Origin of the sequence: Spirosoma endbachense (genome assembly GCF_010233585.1) — a bacterium.
In the GTDB taxonomy this organism is placed as follows: domain Bacteria; phylum Bacteroidota; class Bacteroidia; order Cytophagales; family Spirosomataceae; genus Spirosoma; species Spirosoma endbachense.
The window spans coordinates 6,857,772-6,874,453 of the sequence record NZ_CP045997.1 but is presented as its reverse complement, the minus strand read 5'-3'; the positions used below and the strand labels follow the sequence as shown (position 1 = coordinate 6,874,453).

General features: G+C 48.3%; 14 protein-coding genes. 10 read left to right on the top strand and 4 right to left on the bottom strand.

The features are described from left to right. Positions 1-45 precede the first annotated feature (45 nt). Positions 46-1,638: a 4-alpha-glucanotransferase gene (gene malQ / locus GJR95_RS28045; protein ID WP_162389010.1), complete on the top strand. Its 1,593-nt coding sequence runs from the start codon at positions 46-48 to the stop codon at positions 1,636-1,638. 52 nt (positions 1,639-1,690) lie between these two features. On the opposite strand, the gene GJR95_RS28040 is transcribed toward malQ, so the two are convergent. Then, the gene (locus tag GJR95_RS28040; RefSeq protein ID WP_162389009.1) at positions 1,691-2,683 is read right to left on the bottom strand and encodes an aldo/keto reductase; all 993 of its coding nucleotides are present in this window, start codon (positions 2,681-2,683) and stop codon (positions 1,691-1,693) included. Between the two features lie 121 nt (positions 2,684-2,804). Between GJR95_RS28040 and GJR95_RS28035 the strand changes: the two genes are divergently transcribed. The 9 genes from GJR95_RS28035 to GJR95_RS27995 all read left to right on the top strand — a co-directional run bounded on the left by GJR95_RS28035 (position 2,805) and on the right by GJR95_RS27995 (position 13,618). Beyond that, complete coding sequence (locus tag GJR95_RS28035) at positions 2,805-5,840, top strand: tetratricopeptide repeat protein (protein WP_162389008.1); 3,036 nt, start codon at positions 2,805-2,807, stop codon at positions 5,838-5,840. A 76-nt stretch (positions 5,841-5,916) separates the two neighbouring features. After that, positions 5,917-6,441: a hypothetical protein gene (locus GJR95_RS28030; protein WP_162389007.1), complete on the top strand. Its 525-nt coding sequence runs from the start codon at positions 5,917-5,919 to the stop codon at positions 6,439-6,441. Positions 6,442-6,456: 15 nt separating this feature from the next. Beyond that, complete coding sequence (locus GJR95_RS28025) at positions 6,457-7,179, top strand: ABC transporter ATP-binding protein (RefSeq protein WP_162389006.1); 723 nt, start codon at positions 6,457-6,459, stop codon at positions 7,177-7,179. A 173-nt stretch (positions 7,180-7,352) separates the two neighbouring features. Further along, on the top strand, positions 7,353-7,835 hold the full coding sequence (locus tag GJR95_RS28020) for a heme-binding domain-containing protein (RefSeq protein WP_162389005.1): 483 nt from the start codon (positions 7,353-7,355) through the stop codon (positions 7,833-7,835). Between the two features lie 223 nt (positions 7,836-8,058). After that, positions 8,059-9,369 (top strand): extracellular solute-binding protein, encoded by a 1,311-nt coding sequence (locus tag GJR95_RS28015; RefSeq protein ID WP_162389004.1) that lies wholly within the window; start codon positions 8,059-8,061, stop codon positions 9,367-9,369. A 74-nt stretch (positions 9,370-9,443) separates the two neighbouring features. Then, positions 9,444-10,295, top strand: a complete 852-nt coding sequence (locus GJR95_RS28010) for a carbohydrate ABC transporter permease (protein ID WP_162389003.1) — start codon at positions 9,444-9,446, stop codon at positions 10,293-10,295. Between the two features lie 66 nt (positions 10,296-10,361). Then, positions 10,362-11,171, top strand: a complete 810-nt coding sequence (locus GJR95_RS28005; protein WP_162389002.1) for a carbohydrate ABC transporter permease — start codon at positions 10,362-10,364, stop codon at positions 11,169-11,171. 42 nt (positions 11,172-11,213) lie between these two features. Further along, positions 11,214-12,515: a hypothetical protein gene (locus GJR95_RS28000; RefSeq protein WP_162389001.1), complete on the top strand. Its 1,302-nt coding sequence runs from the start codon at positions 11,214-11,216 to the stop codon at positions 12,513-12,515. A gap of 2 nt (positions 12,516-12,517) precedes the next feature. Then, on the top strand, positions 12,518-13,618 hold the full coding sequence (locus tag GJR95_RS27995; RefSeq protein WP_162389000.1) for an ABC transporter ATP-binding protein: 1,101 nt from the start codon (positions 12,518-12,520) through the stop codon (positions 13,616-13,618). 97 nt (positions 13,619-13,715) lie between these two features. On the opposite strand, the gene GJR95_RS27990 is transcribed toward GJR95_RS27995, so the two are convergent. From GJR95_RS27990 to GJR95_RS27980, 3 genes are read right to left on the bottom strand one after another with little or no spacing between them, the layout of a single operon-like run. After that, positions 13,716-14,741 (bottom strand): hemin-degrading factor, encoded by a 1,026-nt coding sequence (locus GJR95_RS27990; protein ID WP_162388999.1) that lies wholly within the window; start codon positions 14,739-14,741, stop codon positions 13,716-13,718. Further along, complete coding sequence (locus tag GJR95_RS27985; RefSeq protein ID WP_162388998.1) at positions 14,741-15,559, bottom strand: heme ABC transporter ATP-binding protein; 819 nt, start codon at positions 15,557-15,559, stop codon at positions 14,741-14,743. The genes GJR95_RS27990 and GJR95_RS27985 overlap by 1 nt, the downstream gene beginning before the upstream one ends. Before the next feature lie 12 nt (positions 15,560-15,571). Next, positions 15,572-16,681, bottom strand: a complete 1,110-nt coding sequence (locus tag GJR95_RS27980) for a FecCD family ABC transporter permease (RefSeq protein WP_162388997.1) — start codon at positions 16,679-16,681, stop codon at positions 15,572-15,574. Position 16,682: the final 1 nt, after the last annotated feature.

Below are 16,682 nucleotides of genomic sequence, written 5' to 3'. Positions count from 1 at the left end.
CTACGATCGACTAACCATTTACTCTTTATTAACCACGACTTATTCATGCTTCAACAACGTTCAAGCGGCCTGTTGCTCCACATCACATCATTGCCTTCAGCGCACGGCGTCGGCGATTTAGGACCAGAAGCCTACCGCTTCGCTGATTTTCTGTATGCTTCCGGGCAAACCTATTGGCAGATATTGCCATTGACTCCCGTAGACCCTGGTTCGGGGTTTTCTCCCTATAGTAGTCCGTCGGCTTTTGCCGGGAATATATTGCTGATTAGTCTGGAGAAACTGGCTGATGAAAATCTATTGAGTCCAGATGATCTGGCAGTATTTAATGAACAGCCACTTCACGACATTTCGGTGAGTGAAGCCCCCGCCACATCAGGTGATGTGCCATCGGCGGTACTTGCCGGACCGCTTATTCTGGCACCTTCTACACTTCATGCCGCCTGGATTAAAAAGCGGCCTTTGCTGCAACTGGCGGCTGATACGTTTCTCCGTGATGCCACACCCGCCCAACGCAGCGATTATGATCGATTTTGTGCATGGCAAGCCGATTGGCTTGATGATTATGCTTTGTTTACGGCTTTGCAGGACGAAACGGGTGAGTCGACCTGGGTGCGCTGGCCGGAAGAGATCGTCCGGCGTGACCCGGCTGCGCTGGCCCGTCAAAGGGAGTTGCTTCACGATCGGATTGAAGAAGTTAAGGTGCTGCAATATTTCTTTTTTCGGCAATGGAATGAACTGATCGCCTATTGCTATACCCGAAAAATTCACCTTATCGGCGACATTCCGATCTACGTTCAGTTCAATAGCACAGAAGTCTGGGCGAATCCGACTTTGTTTAAACTGGATGCCAACTTTCAGCCGCTATTTGTGGCGGGGGCTCCACCCGATTATTTTAGCGAATATGGTCAGCGGTGGGGCAACCCGATTTATGATTGGGAAGAACATCGGCGAACAGGTTTTGCGTGGTGGATGCATCGGTTACGGCATCAAATGTCGCTATACAGCCTGACGCGCCTGGACCATTTTTTGGGTTTTGCCATCTATTGGGAAATTCCGGCGAGTGAACCAACTGCTAAGGTAGGCGAGTGGGTGAAAGCACCTATTGAGGCATTCATGCACGCCATGCACCGACAATTCGTGAATTTACCTGTGATTGCCGAAGATTTGGGCGCGCGTACTGCCGACATGCAACCGCATTTGCGTCATTATGGCATTCCGGGTATGCGTGTCATTCAATTTGGCTTCGGCGATGATTTGCCGACTTCCTCTCATGGTGTTCATAATCATACCGAAAATGTGGTCGTCTATTCGGGCACACACGATAATAACACAACGCTCGGCTGGTTTAAGGAAGTTACCGAAGAAACCCGCCAGAAATTGAATGACTATATTGGTTTTCCTATTACCAGCGAAAACATTGCCGATCAGATTTGCCGCCTAACGATGCAATCAGTTGCCCGTCTCGCCATCATGCCGGTACAGGATATCCTGAATCTTGATGAAACCAACCGCATGAATACACCTGGTCTGGGTGGGCGAAGCTGGCAATGGCGATTACAGCCAGGACAACTGACTGACGAAGTAGCCGAAAAACTAATGAAACTCACCGAAATGACTGGAAGAACGGAAGGGTCCTAAAGGAATGGCGGTGTAGTTGGGCGTATACTTGTCTGCCCGACTACACCATCATTTACACTAGCTCCAGTTCCTGTATCTGCTGGTTTATAAACTCCAGTTCATCTGCCGATAGGCTGATGTCAATAGCTTTTGCATTTTGAATGGCCTGTTCGGCGTTACGGGCGCCTGCCAGAGCCGCCGTTATACCCGGTTGTTCGATTGTCCAGCGAATGACTAACTGGCTCAGGCTGGCATTTTTTTCATCGGCCAATGGTTTGAGTTTTTCTAATAAATCGTTGGCCTGAACAATGTTTTGTTCTTTAAAGAACCGATAACTTGTCCGATGGTCGCCTTCCGCAAACTGATGGCCGGGTTTGATTTTTCCGGTGAGTAATCCCCGCTCCATGGGGCTATAGGCCAGAATACCTTTTTTATGTTCGAGGCAGTAAGGAACGAGCAACGCATTGATTGACTGGTTGAGCATGCTGAACGGAACTTGGTTAGCCGCTAGTTTTACAACGGTTTCCGCTTGCTGCATCTGCACCGCAGAATAGTTACTCACTCCTGCCTGACGCACTTTGCCTTGTTCGATTAACCGCAACACCGCTTCCATGCTTTCTTCGATGGGGGTGGTTTTGTTGGGCCAGTGCATTTGGTATAGATCGATATAGTCGGTCCCTAACCGCTTCAGACTGTCTTCGCATTCTTTAATGATACTTTCTTTTCCAGCGTATCGGTAGATGTCAATGGGGTTCCCGGAATTGTCCTGACTTTTAAATCCGAAATCGCCTTTGGTAAGATCCCAGCGCATACCGTACTTCGTCAGGATCTGTATTTTGTCGCGTGGAATACCTTTTATAGCCTCGCCAACAATTTCCTCACTGGCGCCTTGCCCATAGACGGGTGCTGTGTCGATAGCGGTTACGCCCAGGTCGTAGGAGGCTCTTATGGCTTCAATGGCTCCTGTTTGTTCGGTACCACCCCACATCCAGCCTCCAGCGGCCCATGCGCCAAATGTGATAACGGAAACGGATAAATCGGAGTCTCCCAGTTGTCTGTATTCCATGTGTTCTGAGTAAAAGATGAAATCGGTCAGTAAAAGAAAAGTTTAGCCTCGTTTTCGGTGAGCTATAGCTATCCAAAGAAGCCAGCAGGCACTAACTAACTATTACTGACGTTTCTGTTTCATGTCATCCTTATTTTTCTGGTCTGCGTGGAGCCGGATTTACCGGTCTACGTATTTAGTAAGTCTTTTTTTTGTAGCCGTAAGTGTGATTCTGTTCATCATTGCCTGGGCACAGGGGTTGGGCAATGTTGTTCACTGGAATGTTTTGAGCGAACTGAACGAATTGCCCGTTACGTTTCAAACCTTTTCGGATGGCTTACTCGACTACGCCGTAAATAGCAAAGCCTATGCCGTTTCCGAACAGTTTGTAGCCTCGCCTATGCAGATTCGGCCGGGTGTAGCTACGGCTTTTTTGATTGGAATAAGCATTGCTTTTATCGTACTGATAAGCGCGGTTACCCGCTTTGATCGGGTGCGCTATTTGGTTAGTATGGCTGCCCTGATCCTTGGATTGGCCTTTTTTCGTTGGGAGATGCTCGAGATTCCGGGCCTGGGTGGCAACTACCTGTTTCTGATCCTGACGTTCGTGTTTGGATCGGTGAGTTATTACTTTCATGCCTTTCGGGCCGATTATCCGATTACGGTGCGGCTGGCCGTTTTTACGCTGCTAACAATTGTTGTAGCCGCTCTATTGGGCGCATTATCACCCGTAGCCTTTCCGGCTATGATCGTGGTGAGCTATGGAATGCCGGTCTTACTCGTATTCAGCATTGGCTTTATATTTTTCATTGCGGCCGAGATTATTGCCGGATTAGTCTGGATTACGTCGGCGGGAAAACCCGAAGGATCGTCTCCGCAGGTAAGCCAACGGCGAACATTGGGGTTTAATAATTTCCTGATTGTCAGTTTTTTGTATCTAATCAATCTGGCACTCATCTGGCTTAAAAACACCCGGTCCATTGATTGGGATATACTGGCTATCAGTCCATTCGTCTTATATCTGACATCCGTAATGCTGGGCATCTGGGGTTTTCGGCGGTTGATCCAGCAGCAGGACGCGGTCTCCTTCCGGGATTCAGGCGCGTATCTGTACGCGGGGCTGGCCTTACTTACTACACTGACAATGGCTTATGCGTTTGCAACGGCCAACGACCCGCTGGTCGAGCTGTTTGAGGATGTTATTGTTTATACGCACTTAGCGATGGGGCTGTGTTTTGTCGCTTATGTCGTCATAAATTTTCTGCCTATCTACCAGCAGAACCTGCCCGTTTATCGAATCCTTTATAAACCCAAACGGCTTGAATTAAGCCTGTTTCGGATAGTAGGTGTCGTTGGTGTCGTTGTTTTGCTGGCATCGGGTGGGCTGATCACGTTCCGGCAGGGAGTGGCTGGCTACTACAATGGGCTGGGTGATTATTACAGGGTTAGTAATGAGCCGACGTCGGCCAATGCGTTTTATAATCTGGCGCTGGAACAGGAATTTCAGAACCACAAGTCCAATTACTCACTGGCATCGCTGGCTTTGTCGCAGAATAACCAGACAGCAGCGGCTTTTTATTTCCAGCAGGCTTTACTGAAACAGCCAAACCCACAGGATTATGTTGGATTAAGCCAGACCTATCTGCAAACGGATTTGTTTTTTGAAGCCGTTAAAACCCTGCAACGGGGTCTGCGGGCATTTCCCGGTAGTGGCGAATTACAGAATAATCTTGGCTACCTCTACACCCGAACGAGTGTGGCCGACTCCGCTTATTACTATCTGAAAGCGGCAACGGGAAATGTTTCCCGCGATGAGGTGCCCGAATCGAATCTGTTAGCGTTCTATGCACGAAATCCCAGCGTATTGGCGGCTGATTCGACCCTGGCTAAAAACACGGCAAAGTCTACTTATGAGTCATATCAGGCCAATGCACTGGTACTTCGGATGGTGGCTCAGTCTCAGCTTGCCCGGCCAGACACCACTCAGCCAGAAAAACCTGCCTGGTTAACAGAGTCGATCGCTAATCAGGGGTTGAGCGTTGGGCGATTTGCCAGTTTATACAATTATGCACTAACCAACCAGCGATCTGACACCAGTCTGACAGCAACAATTCAACGGCTGTCTACTGATCCCGTCAATCAGGATTTTACGGATGATTTATTGCTGGCCCGTGCGGTTGCCGAATACAACCGGAAGAATCATGTAGATGCGTTCGGTCTGATGAATCAACTGGCAGAAAGCGACCAACAGAATGGGGCTGCTTATCGCTCCATAGCAGGTATATGGTTTTTGGAGCAGGGACTCTATCGTCGGGCGGCTGAAACATTCGCTTACAATTCGGATACGACATCGATTTACTACCGCGCCGTAGCGTTGACAAAAGCGAACGATCTGGCGATTGCGCAATCGTTTTGGGAAACGGCTTCAAGAAATGATCCGGCAGTAGCCGCTTTAAAACAGGTTCTGTATACGGAGCGTAAGCCCGAAACGGATCTGGAAAAAGCATTTTATGCAACTTACCGATTGGATGATCTCAACCGGGGAGCCTACTGGGAAACCATAAAGGACCCGAGCCTGAAAACGGTTTCGGGGGTTGCTCTGGTGAATAATTACCTCGATGACTTGCAATGGCGAAATGCACAGTTGATCTTATCGGGGTTGCCCGATTCGGATCAGATTACTCCGGTAGCCGTTTCGATGCGAACCATCGCGGCCCTGCGATTGTCGGCCTTTCGGCGTAGTGTCGGCTCGGCGGAAACGATGGCGAATAAACCCATTCTGCCGCATTATCAGGCTGAACGGACTTACTGGCTTGGTCAGACCTATGACCGGACGCGCCAGTTTGCCAAAGCACAGCAGTCTTATCAAAAAGCCATTCAACTGGCTCCGCTAAATCCCCAGATCGTTTCGGCAGCTGCTCAGCTTAAAAGGCAGCAGAAGCAGTCCAGAGAAGCTTACGATTTTGTGGTGAAAGCACTGCCCTATAATGAGGATAATGCCGAATTGCTCAAGACCTACATTAACCTTAGTCTTGATTTGAGCCTTCGTGATTATGCTGAAAACGGCCTGGAAAAGCTTCAGGTAGCTACAACACCCGCCGATTATCAGGCGTTTCTGACAACTTATCAGGAAAAATTGGCGTCAATCGAAAACAGCCGTCAAAAATTCCTTCAATAAGTTAGCTTTGTTCATTATAAAGTTTTGGTTTTGAGCCTTGCCAGCGCCAATCTCTCCATTATCCTGAACAGAGTTTATGAATCGAAAATTGAGTTGGGTGAAAGAAGCCTTCAACCGTGACGTCGTGATTATGCAGGACGAACAGATTGTAGGCGGAATGCGTCGTGACATGATCAGCAGTGATGTAGAAGCACATTTGAAGACTACTCACCTGCGCTTTGATGTTCGGGGTTTTCTACTACATTCGGTTACTATTCATGACCTGAATGCGGATAATCAGGTTGTCGGCCAGATCGACTTTGCATTTGGCAAACGCGCCGAATTGAAACTTATGTCGGGAGAAAGCTATCGCTGGAAACGTCATAATATGCTGATGCGGGAGTGGGATATGATTCGTGTGGACCCTTATGGATTACCCGAGAAGGAAATTGTCAGCTACGATTTGACCCGTAAATTTTTTCAGGATGCCGGAGATATTGTCATAAATGAAGAGAATTCGCCATCTACTATCGATATTGTTGTTTTAACAGGTTTGTTTATACGAAATTACTTTCAGCGCCGTCGCCGTCTTGCAACAGCGGCTATTGTTGCTACCCGTTAACTTCATCGATCCAACATGAATATTATCGAAACTCGCAGTATTGCCAAACGCTACGTAATGGGAACCGAAGTCGTTGAGGCTCTTAAATCCATCACGATTAGTATCAATAAGGGTGAATATGTCGCGTTTATGGGACCATCGGGGTCTGGTAAATCTACCCTGATGAACATTGTTGGATGCCTGGATTCGCCAACGTCGGGTCAATACATCCTGAATAATCAGGATGTTAGCAGCATGGGCGAAAACGAATTGGCTGAAGTGCGAAATAAGGAAATCGGGTTTGTCTTCCAGACATTCAACCTGTTGCCTCGCCAGACCTCGCTTGAAAATGTGGCTCTACCGCTCATTTATGCGGGATATAATAAAGCCGATCGGACTGAAAAGGCAATGATGGCCCTAAAAAACGTCGGTTTGGAGAACCGGGCTGGTCACCGGCCTAACGAACTCTCGGGTGGGCAGCGGCAGCGCGTGGCTGTGGCGCGGGCGTTAGTGAACGATCCCAGTATCCTGCTTGCCGATGAACCGACGGGTAACCTCGATACCAAGACATCCTACGAGATTATGGATCTTTTTGACCAGATTCACAGTAAGGGTAATACCGTGATTATGGTAACCCACGAAGAGGATATTGCCGAATATGCTCACCGCATCGTCCGGCTTCGTGATGGTCTGGTTGAAACGGATCGGCTGAATGCCAATATTCGGAAAGCCCACGCATTAATGCAGTCACTGGAATAACTGCAGGAGTTTCGCACAGAGTCATGCCATCGCAGCCGCGGCTAGTTTACGCGTTATCAGAAACCGTAGCATGGCAAAGGCAGGTAAGCGTATGAGCGAAACTCCTGAAATGAAAAGGAGATTTTTTACGAAAGGCCCTTTGCTTACTATCTTGGGCGATAATTCTTAAAACTATGCTCCGTAAAGTACTTCTTGGTCTGCTGGTTATCCTTGTTGTTATTCAGTTTATTCGGCCCGAAAAAAACCAGTCAACAGGTGTATCGCCTAATGACATTACAACCAAATATGCGATTCCGGCCGCTGTGCAACCTGTGCTGAAACGAGCCTGTTTCGATTGTCATTCCAACAATACAACCTATCCCTGGTACGATAACATCCAACCCGTTTCGTGGTGGCTCAATAACCATATCAAAGAGGGGAAAGAGGAGCTTAACTTCTCGGAATTTGCTTCGTATTCGCCCAAGAAAGCCAGACACAAGCTGGAAGAAGTAGGCGAAGCGGTCACTGAAGGCTGGATGCCATTAGGTTCCTACTTGTGGATTCATCACGAAGCCGCCCTCAAACCAGAAGAAGCGAAGCTCATTGCCAACTGGGCAAGTCAGTTACGGAGCCAGATTCCGGCTCCGCCCGATGAAAAAGAGGAGCATCATCACTGAGTAGTAAAGTAATAGAATAGGGTAGGGTGTAGTATAGTCTGTAATCGAATGAACAGGCTATACTACACCCTATTTTCGTATAAAAATGTTCTTAATTTATAATTAAACTTTTCGTTTAAATAATGGTAATATTATGATCTAATTGCATGGGAAAATGCAAGACAACGAAAGACAAGCCCAGTTTTTTAATCGGTAAAATCATACTATGTCTCAAGGCTAGTTTATGCGAACGTTCGGATTCATTGCCTGTTTGTTCGGGTTGATGTTGGGCAGCTGTCGGCAGGTGGAAACGAAGCGACCACTGCTTTTCTGGTGCTCCAACAATGCAGGCGAAATCACATTCGCCCGTGAGTTTACCGACCAATGGCAGCGCAACCATCCTGACAAACCGCTACGCTACCAGCCAATTCCTGAGGGACAGTCGAGCGAGGAGATCATTCTGGCATCGGTAGTAGGAAAAACTACGCCCGACATTTACGCCAATATGTGGCAGGGTAGTGTCGAAATGTATGCCAAAGCCGGGGTATTGATCCCGCTTGATACGATTAGTGGCTTTATGGATTTTCTGCGTGTTCGCTGCGACAGTGCTGTGATCCAGGAGGCTACTTCGTCGGATGGGCATATCTACCAGGTTCCCTGGAAAGTGAACCCGATCATGACGCTATGCAACACAGGGCAGGTTAATGGCCCGAATCTGAAAGGACCGCCTTATACCTATTCCAGTTATCTGAATGCCGGCAAACAGCTCACAAAAGATGCAAATCACGACGGCTATATGGATCGTTGGCTCGGTTATACCGAAGTAAAAGTCATCTGGTATCAACGATTCTTTAATTTTTATCCGCTTTATCTGGCTGCTTCCAACGGTGCTCCTCTCGTGAAAAATAATCAAGGACATCCATCCCGGGCCGCGTTCAATAATCGTTATGCTGTCGATGTTTTTCGGTTCTTGCAGCAATTGTATCGGGATGGTTATTATCCCAAAGAGCGGCTCACATCTGCGCGCGATCCGTTTCTGAACCAACGTATAGCTACCTCATTTACGGGCCCCTGGCAGGTTGGTTTTCTGGAAAGATACAAAGACACTACCCTGCATTACGACACCTGGCCAATGCCTGTACCCGACCACCATACGGGCCCGGCCTATACCTACGGCGATCCCAAAAATATCGTTATTTTCAACACGTGCCCTGACCCGCGGGCAGCCTGGGCGTTCATCAGAACGCTGATCGATAAACCTGGCGATTTGCGATTAATGGAGCTAACGGGTCAATTCCCGCACCGGCGAAACGTAGATACCGATCCGTATTTCAGTTCGTTTCTGCAAAAGAATCCGAAACTCCTTCCCTTTGCCCGACAATCGCGCTACATCAGGGGAGTTGACAACTGCGAAGTTATTGTAGAGGTATTTGATATTATTTCGCAGGAATACGAAGCCTGTGTGGTGTATGACCGCAAAACACCCGAAACGGCCATTCGCGATGCCGCCAGGGCAGTTGATGTATTACTATTGAGTGAAAGTGCGAAAGAGTGAATGAGTGGCTGATGCCCCATTGTTTGATGCGTCAGCCACTCATTCACTCTTTCATTCTTTCGCTCTTTGCTATTATGAAAAAACTCATTCCCTACTGGCTGGTTTCGCCCTACATTCTGTACTTCTGCGTGTTCGTATCGTTTCCGGTTGTGTTTTCGGTAGTGCTGACATTTCATAGCTGGAATATTATCTCGCCAATGAAGTTTGTTGGGGTCGACAACTATGTTCGGCTGTTCAACGACCGGCTTTTCTGGCAGGCGATTTACAATACGCTTCGGTTTTTGGTGATCCATATTCCCCTGCAACTAGTGGTAGCACTAACGCTGGCGGAGTTTCTCAACCAGAAAATTAGAGGGCAGGCTTTTTTTCGGGGCGCTTTTTTTCTACCCGTCATTGTGTCGGGGGTGGTCGTTACGATTTTATGGCAACAGTTATTGGGTTTCAATGCGGGTATTCTGAATCGAGCTTTGTCGGCCTTGTCTTTTCCGAAAGTTGCCTGGCTTGAGGAGCCTGCCATTGCCATGTATGCCATTGCGCTGATGGCCACCTGGAAAAATGTCGGGCTTTATGTGATTCTGTTTCTGGTAGGTCTCCAAACCGTGCCGGTACAATATTATGAAGCCGCCGATATGGAAGGTGCAACCCACTGGCAGAAATTTCGCTATATCACCCTGCCGATGATCAATCCAACCATATTTATGGTGGTTGTGCTGTCAACTATCGGTGGTTTTTCGCTCTTCATCGAGCCCTATATTATGACCGAAGGGGGCCCACTGAATAGTACGCTGTCGGCGGTTATGTACATCTATAAACAGGCATTTCAATATTATCACATGGGCTACTCCGCCACATTAGGGTTCTTTTTTGCCCTGATCATTCTGGGAGTAGTTGCCATTCAAAAACGATACGTCGAACGGGAAATGTAAAGAGTGAAAGGGTGAATGAGTGGCTGGCACATTCATGTATGCTCTTTCACCATTCACTCATTAAAAATGATGAAACTACTCCAATACACGCTGCTCATACTGGCCGCCTTATCCTTTATATACCCATTTATCTGGATGATCAGCGCATCGTTGTCATCGGAGCTGGGTATTGGGTCGCTAACATTGTTACCTGTTGACCTGACCCTTCGTAACTATACTACCGTTTTTGAACGAATACCGCTGGGGCACGCCTTCATCAATAGTTTGCTGGTAGCGCTTGTAACAACAGGTCTGGTGCTGATTTTGGGCGCTATGGTCGGTTACGCCCTGGCTCGGTTGCGTTTTCGGGGTCGTAACCTGATTTTTTATCTCCTCATTTTTACGATGACGCTGCCTTTTCAGATTACGCTTATTCCTAATTACATCACAATGGTGAAACTGGGCTGGGTCGATACCTATTTTGCGCTGATTGTGCCATTCGTTATGAACTCACTGGCCGTACTGCTGTTCCGGCAAGCATTTGCGGGACTACCCCAGGCGCTGATTGATGCTGCCCGAATTGATGGCTGTGGTGAGTTGCGCATCATCTTTCAAATTCTCCTGCCCAATATCATACCGACCGTATTGACAGTTATCATTTTAACATTCATGGGCTTATGGAACGAAGCGCTTTGGCCATTGATCGTTATTCGTGACGAGTCGACGATGACCATGCCTCAAATGGTAACCTTATTTTCGGTTGGGGGGCGAGCCGATGCTCAATTAGGCGTTAAGCTTGCCGCAGCTGTGATGCTTGCCTTACCCATTCTCATTGTTTATCTATTTTTTCAAAAACATTTCATTCGAAGTATGGCTTCATCCGGCCTGAAAGATTAACCACGCTTATGATTTGCGTACTACGTAAACCGTTCCATCGGTATGAAGATCTATTGTTGTTTCGTCTGTCTTTTCCTGTTTCAGCTACCGTCGCTGGTCGTTCCTGGCCATAAAACCCGATTTGTTCAGTCTGGTCCGGATAGTGCCCGACTGGTCAATACCACTCATCTTGACCACTTGTATCAGACCGTGAAGCTCAATGGTGCAGCCGTTGGTTTGATCAATATTTATAGCGAATATCCTGACTATAAATGGGTTGCCGACGACGACGAAGGGGCCGCCTGCGTTGATGATATTGCCCGAACCGTGCTGTTTTTAGTGCATGAACCCGATCTGACCACCAACACCAGCAAACAGGACAAACTGCGTAAACTAACCGAATTCGTGCTGCAACTACAGTCCGAAAATGGCTATTTCTACAATTTTATTTTTGGTAATCTGTCGATAAACAAGGCGGGTAGCACAAGCATCAACCAGCCGAATTGGTGGTCATGGCGAGCGCTTTGGAGCCTGACCGAAGCTTATCCATACTACAAAACGGCTGACCCTGTTTTTGCCGTACGACTACAAACGGCCAGCAAGCGACTCGTTGCCAACATGATTCGGGATTTTGGCAGCAAACCACAAGCCTACCAGTTTGTTAAGGGTCTGAAAATTCCAACCTGGTTGCCTTACGGTTCCGGTACCGACCAGGCCGCTATTATGATGCTTGGTTTACTGAATTATTATCAACAAACACCTGATGGTCAGGTGCTGAAGCTGATTGGCACATTAGGTGACGGCATTGTTCAAATGCAATTCGGTACAGCTGGCCAAGTACCTTACGGAGCCATTATGAGTTTTGAGAATAGGTGGCATGCATACGGCAGTGATCAATCCTATGCGTTGCTACGAGCAGGGAAAGCACTGAATCGGCCTGACTGGACGGCCGTTGCCAGGCGGGAAGTCGATAATTTTTACCCCTATCTGCTCAAAGAAGGTTTTCTGGAGTCGTTTGATAGTAGCCAACAGGGCACGAGCGTATCGTTCGATAAAAAATCGCGTTTTTCGCAGATTGCCTACGGTGTCAGACCCATGGTCTGGGCCACGCTTGAATTATATGACCAGACGAAAGACACTAGCTATGTCAAGCTGGCCGGACAATTGGCGGGGTGGTTCTGGGGCAACAATCCCGCCAGAGCTATCATGTACGATAAAGCGACGGGGCTGGGCTTCGACGGAATCACATCAGAAACACGGATCAATAAAAATTCTGGAGCCGAATCGACGATTGAATCGCTGCTGACTTTTCAACGGCTTGAGAACTACCCGGATGCTATCGCCCAGGCAAACAAATACCATTGAGTATGGCAGAAGTTAAATTGGTGCATGTGGCCAAATCCTACGAGAAAGGCCCTCGTGTTATTCGGGATGTAAACATCACGGTGAAAGACCGCGAGTTTCTGGTATTGGTTGGCCCATCGGGCTGTGGCAAATCGACCCTGTTGCGTATGATTGCGGGTTTAGAGGAAATTTCTGAGGGTGATTTGTTGATTGATGGACAGCGCGTTAACGATGTGCCTCCTAAAGATCGTAACATTGCTATGGTGTTTCAAAACTATGCGCTCTATCCGCACATGACCGTATTTGAAAATATGGCTTTCGGGTTAAAACTGGCGGGTCTGCCAAAAAACGAAATCCGCCAACGAGTCGATCGGGCGGCCAGAATGCTGGAGATAGAAGCTTTACTCGATCGCAAACCCAAAGACATGTCGGGGGGACAGCGCCAGCGCGTTGCCATTGGACGGGCTATTGTCCGCAATCCAAAAGTGTTTTTGTTCGATGAACCCCTAAGCAATCTGGACGCTAAACTTCGGGGGCAAACACGAATCGAGTTGCAAAAGCTTCACCGTGAACTGAACGCGACGATCATTTACGTGACGCACGATCAAGTAGAAGCCATGACACTCGGCGACCGGATTGTCGTCTTACGCGACGGGGATGTAGTGCAGCAGGATACGCCGATTAATTTATACGATCGTCCTACTACCCAGTTTGTGGCTGGGTTTATTGGCTCGCCCCCCATGAATTTCATACCGGGCCACATTAGCGAAGACTCAACCTTTCGCTTTATCAGTACGGGAGGGCAAGTACAAATTGAACTGGCAAACGTGCCTAAGGCTGATCGGCTACTACCGTATAAAGGCCAACCGATTACGCTCGGTATCCGGGCTGAACACATTAGTAACCAGCCTGTTTTTGCCCAAAATGTTCATAAGCAACCCGTAACGATTGAGGCTATTGAAAACATGGGCAACGAAACATTAGTCTATTGCCTGCTTGATGATGGTCAGTTAATTGCTCGTTTAGCGGCAGGGTATCTTGCTCTTTTTGGTCAGCAGGTCGATCTATTCGTTAACCTTGACAAATGCCACTTTTTTGAGGCACAGACAGGTCTGGCGATTTGACTAAACTAACGAACATGAATCATCCCGAACCCTGTCTCCATCTTGGAATACAGAAATTCGGGATGAGCTATGCTGAGGAAAAAATCAAAACGTTGCGTTAAGCAGCAATGACTTCGTTGACGACATCCTGCCATTCTTTCATTTCAGGAATGCCGGGCTTGCGTTTGCCAAACATCAGAGCAATGCTATTCCCGTCTTTATCGAACAGATCAAGACCTGTCACAATACCATCTTTTGTGGGTTTACGGGTTACCCAGATGCGGCTGATCTGATCTTCGCGCAGGTGCATGTTGAATTCAGGGTCCAGCACATTGTACCAGGGGCCCATACTAACCAGTTTCTTAACCAGCCCCGTATGAATTTGGATACATCCCGGACTTGAGGCAAAAATCATGATCGGCACGTCGCGTTCGGCAACGGTTTCGATTATTTTTTTGAGTTGATCGACTGAGATCGACACTGAGTGACCTTCTGGAGCCAGACGAATTCCCTGTTCCCGGCCCAGATTGTGTTTTCGGAGAAGACCAAAAAATTCATGCGTATCCTGCATGGCTAGCCACTGTTCCTGAAATGCTGCCACATCAATGGCTTCTCCCGACGTTTCCGATTCTTTTTCCGGATAGCTCACCGTAACGATCGGTGTTGTCTGATCCAGGGCTATATATTTCTGGACTAATGCTTCATAAGCGGCTTCGTCGGATCGGTCGGTCAGGTAAATTTTATGTACTGCCAGACCATCCTGGTCGAAAAACTGAAGACTCTTGCGGCTGTTCTCATCAACCGCAAAGCCGAAATGCCAGTGTGACATAAACAGGCGAAGGTCAATGTCGGGCCCAAGTACCAAACCGGTCTGATCCCTGAAGGATACTTTTTCGTAGACGCCTTTGCGCTCGTGAACGATGTTGTCGTTGCGCGTCAACGCCATGACATAACCCAGTGTTCTTACTTCCTTGAGCAGTTCCCGGAAATCACCTTCCAGGCGTTGTACGGTTTCGCCAAGCTGGGTAGCTAATAAATCAGCTTCACTGACGCCTAGCTGTTTAGCCGCATCGCGGATTCTTGTTTTTGGGTTTTCTTCTTTAAACGAATCCCATCGTTCTTTAAGGCCTTTTGTAGTAATCATTAGGTATTGGCGATTTGATTTGGTCGGTTACGATCAGAAAATTGGTTTTGCTGTGGAATCACCAGAGGACAATCCAGCTCAGGATGTTCAATGAGCCACACATTTAAATTGAAGACACGCTTAATCGTATCAACGGTGATGACAGAACGGGGAGATCCTATTGCTTCGACCTGCCCGGCCCGGAGCATAACGATTTGATCCGCATATTGAGCCGCCAGATTTAGGTCGTGTAAGATGACAACCGCGCAAAATCCTTTTTGGGTAAATTCACGAGCTAGTTCCAGCATTTGGTGCTGGTGCAGCAGATCGAGACCTGTGGTGGGCTCGTCCAGAAATAAAATTCCTTTCGGCACATCCCAGATTTGAGCGAGCACGCGGGCTAACTGCACACGCTGTTGCTCTCCGCCCGACAATGTCGTGAAAACGCGTGATGCAAAATCCCACATACCCACTTTTTTGAGCGCCATTTCGGCAACAAAATAATCATGCTCCGACGGGTGAAAATCGAAGTGTGGGTACCGGCCCATCAGAACCAGTTCGCTGACTAAAAAAGGAAATACGACTGAATTCTGCTGTGGGAGAACGGCCCGGAACAGCGAAAGCTCCTTGTCAGAATACGTATTGATTCCTTTGCCCAGAAGCCGGATTTCACCGTTGGAACCATTTAGTTCGCGCGTACACAATTTGAGCAGCGTCGACTTGCCCGCTCCATTAGCACCGACGATTGCCAGTAATTCGCCCGGATTGGCCCGAAACGAAACACCGTCGAGTAGTTTTCGATTTCGTATCTGGTAGGATAGATGGCTGACTTCGAGCATCGTTCTAGTAGTTTATACGCCCGCCCGGCGTCGTTCCCGAAATAAAATCCATAAAAAGACAGGTGTGCCGATCAGAGCGGTGAGAATGCCGATTGGAAGTTCTGCCGGGGCTACGATTGTACGGGCAAGCGAATCGGCGAGTGTCAGCACAATGGCTCCACCCAAAGCCGAACCCGTTAGCACCCGACGGTGATCGGAACCTGCTCCCATCCGAATCAGATGCGGAATGACCAGACCTACGAAGCCAATAATGCCAGCAACCGCCACCGACGTGCCAACGGCCATCGTCGAGAAAATAATGACCTGACGCTTGATACTTTTCAGGTTAACGCCGAGCATACTGGCCTGACTTTCGCCAAGCGACAACAGGTTCAGGGATTTCGCTAATCGGGGAATACCGACCAGGGCAACGATGGTGAAGGGCAGAATTCCCAGCACCGATGCCCAACTGGCACCTCCCAGGCTTCCCAGACTCCAGAACGTTATGTTACGAAGCTGCTCATCGGTGGCCAGATAGGTCATGATACCAGTCAATGCTCCAGATAGGGCATTAATGGCAATACCTGTAAGCAGCATGGTCGTAATAACATCTTTCCCGGCCATGCGGGCAATTCGATACACTAAAAATGCAGTGGCACAGGCACCCACAAAGGCAACGACCGATAAGGCATAGATGCCCAGCACACCCGTGAGCGTCTGGAAAAACTTAACCTCAAGAACAATCATCATCACCGCGGCTAACGACGCTCCCGACGAAATTCCGATTAGACCCGGATCGGCAAGCGGATTCCGGAAAAGTCCCTGAATCGCAGCCCCTGATATCGCTAAACCGGCACCAACCAGAACCGCCAGACAGACTCTGGGTAACCGGATAGCCAGCAGAATAGCTTCTTTGGTACTGTCGACATCGACGGAATAACCCAATGATTTAGCTATAATTAATCCGATCTCATAAGGAGTTATCCTGAGCGCACCAATACCTACGGACACGACAAGGGTTATCAGCAAGGTAGCCACCAAAGCAGGCATTAACCACGGATTGACCGTCGTTTTGATTGCCGACTTTGGCGCGTGGTTCGTACTGGACGATGGCGGATTAAGGGTTGCAGTTGCGGTATCCATC

Excerpts from the sequence above, each read along its gene's own strand:
- malQ (WP_162389010.1), top strand. The coding sequence starts at position 46 with ATGCTTCAACAACGTTCAAGCGGCCTGTTGCTCCACATCACATCATTG.
- GJR95_RS28040 (WP_162389009.1), bottom strand. The coding sequence starts at position 2,683 with ATGGAATACAGACAACTGGGAGACTCCGATTTATCCGTTTCCGTTATC.
- GJR95_RS28035 (WP_162389008.1), top strand. The coding sequence starts at position 2,805 with ATGTCATCCTTATTTTTCTGGTCTGCGTGGAGCCGGATTTACCGGTCT.
- GJR95_RS28030 (WP_162389007.1), top strand. The coding sequence starts at position 5,917 with ATGAATCGAAAATTGAGTTGGGTGAAAGAAGCCTTCAACCGTGACGTC.
- GJR95_RS28025 (WP_162389006.1), top strand. The coding sequence starts at position 6,457 with ATGAATATTATCGAAACTCGCAGTATTGCCAAACGCTACGTAATGGGA.
- GJR95_RS28020 (WP_162389005.1), top strand. The coding sequence starts at position 7,353 with ATGCTCCGTAAAGTACTTCTTGGTCTGCTGGTTATCCTTGTTGTTATT.
- GJR95_RS28015 (WP_162389004.1), top strand. The coding sequence starts at position 8,059 with ATGCGAACGTTCGGATTCATTGCCTGTTTGTTCGGGTTGATGTTGGGC.
- GJR95_RS28010 (WP_162389003.1), top strand. The coding sequence starts at position 9,444 with ATGAAAAAACTCATTCCCTACTGGCTGGTTTCGCCCTACATTCTGTAC.
- GJR95_RS28005 (WP_162389002.1), top strand. The coding sequence starts at position 10,362 with ATGATGAAACTACTCCAATACACGCTGCTCATACTGGCCGCCTTATCC.
- GJR95_RS28000 (WP_162389001.1), top strand. The coding sequence starts at position 11,214 with ATGAAGATCTATTGTTGTTTCGTCTGTCTTTTCCTGTTTCAGCTACCG.
- GJR95_RS27995 (WP_162389000.1), top strand. The coding sequence starts at position 12,518 with ATGGCAGAAGTTAAATTGGTGCATGTGGCCAAATCCTACGAGAAAGGC.
- GJR95_RS27990 (WP_162388999.1), bottom strand. The coding sequence starts at position 14,741 with ATGATTACTACAAAAGGCCTTAAAGAACGATGGGATTCGTTTAAAGAA.
- GJR95_RS27985 (WP_162388998.1), bottom strand. The coding sequence starts at position 15,559 with ATGCTCGAAGTCAGCCATCTATCCTACCAGATACGAAATCGAAAACTA.
- GJR95_RS27980 (WP_162388997.1), bottom strand. The coding sequence starts at position 16,681 with ATGGATACCGCAACTGCAACCCTTAATCCGCCATCGTCCAGTACGAAC.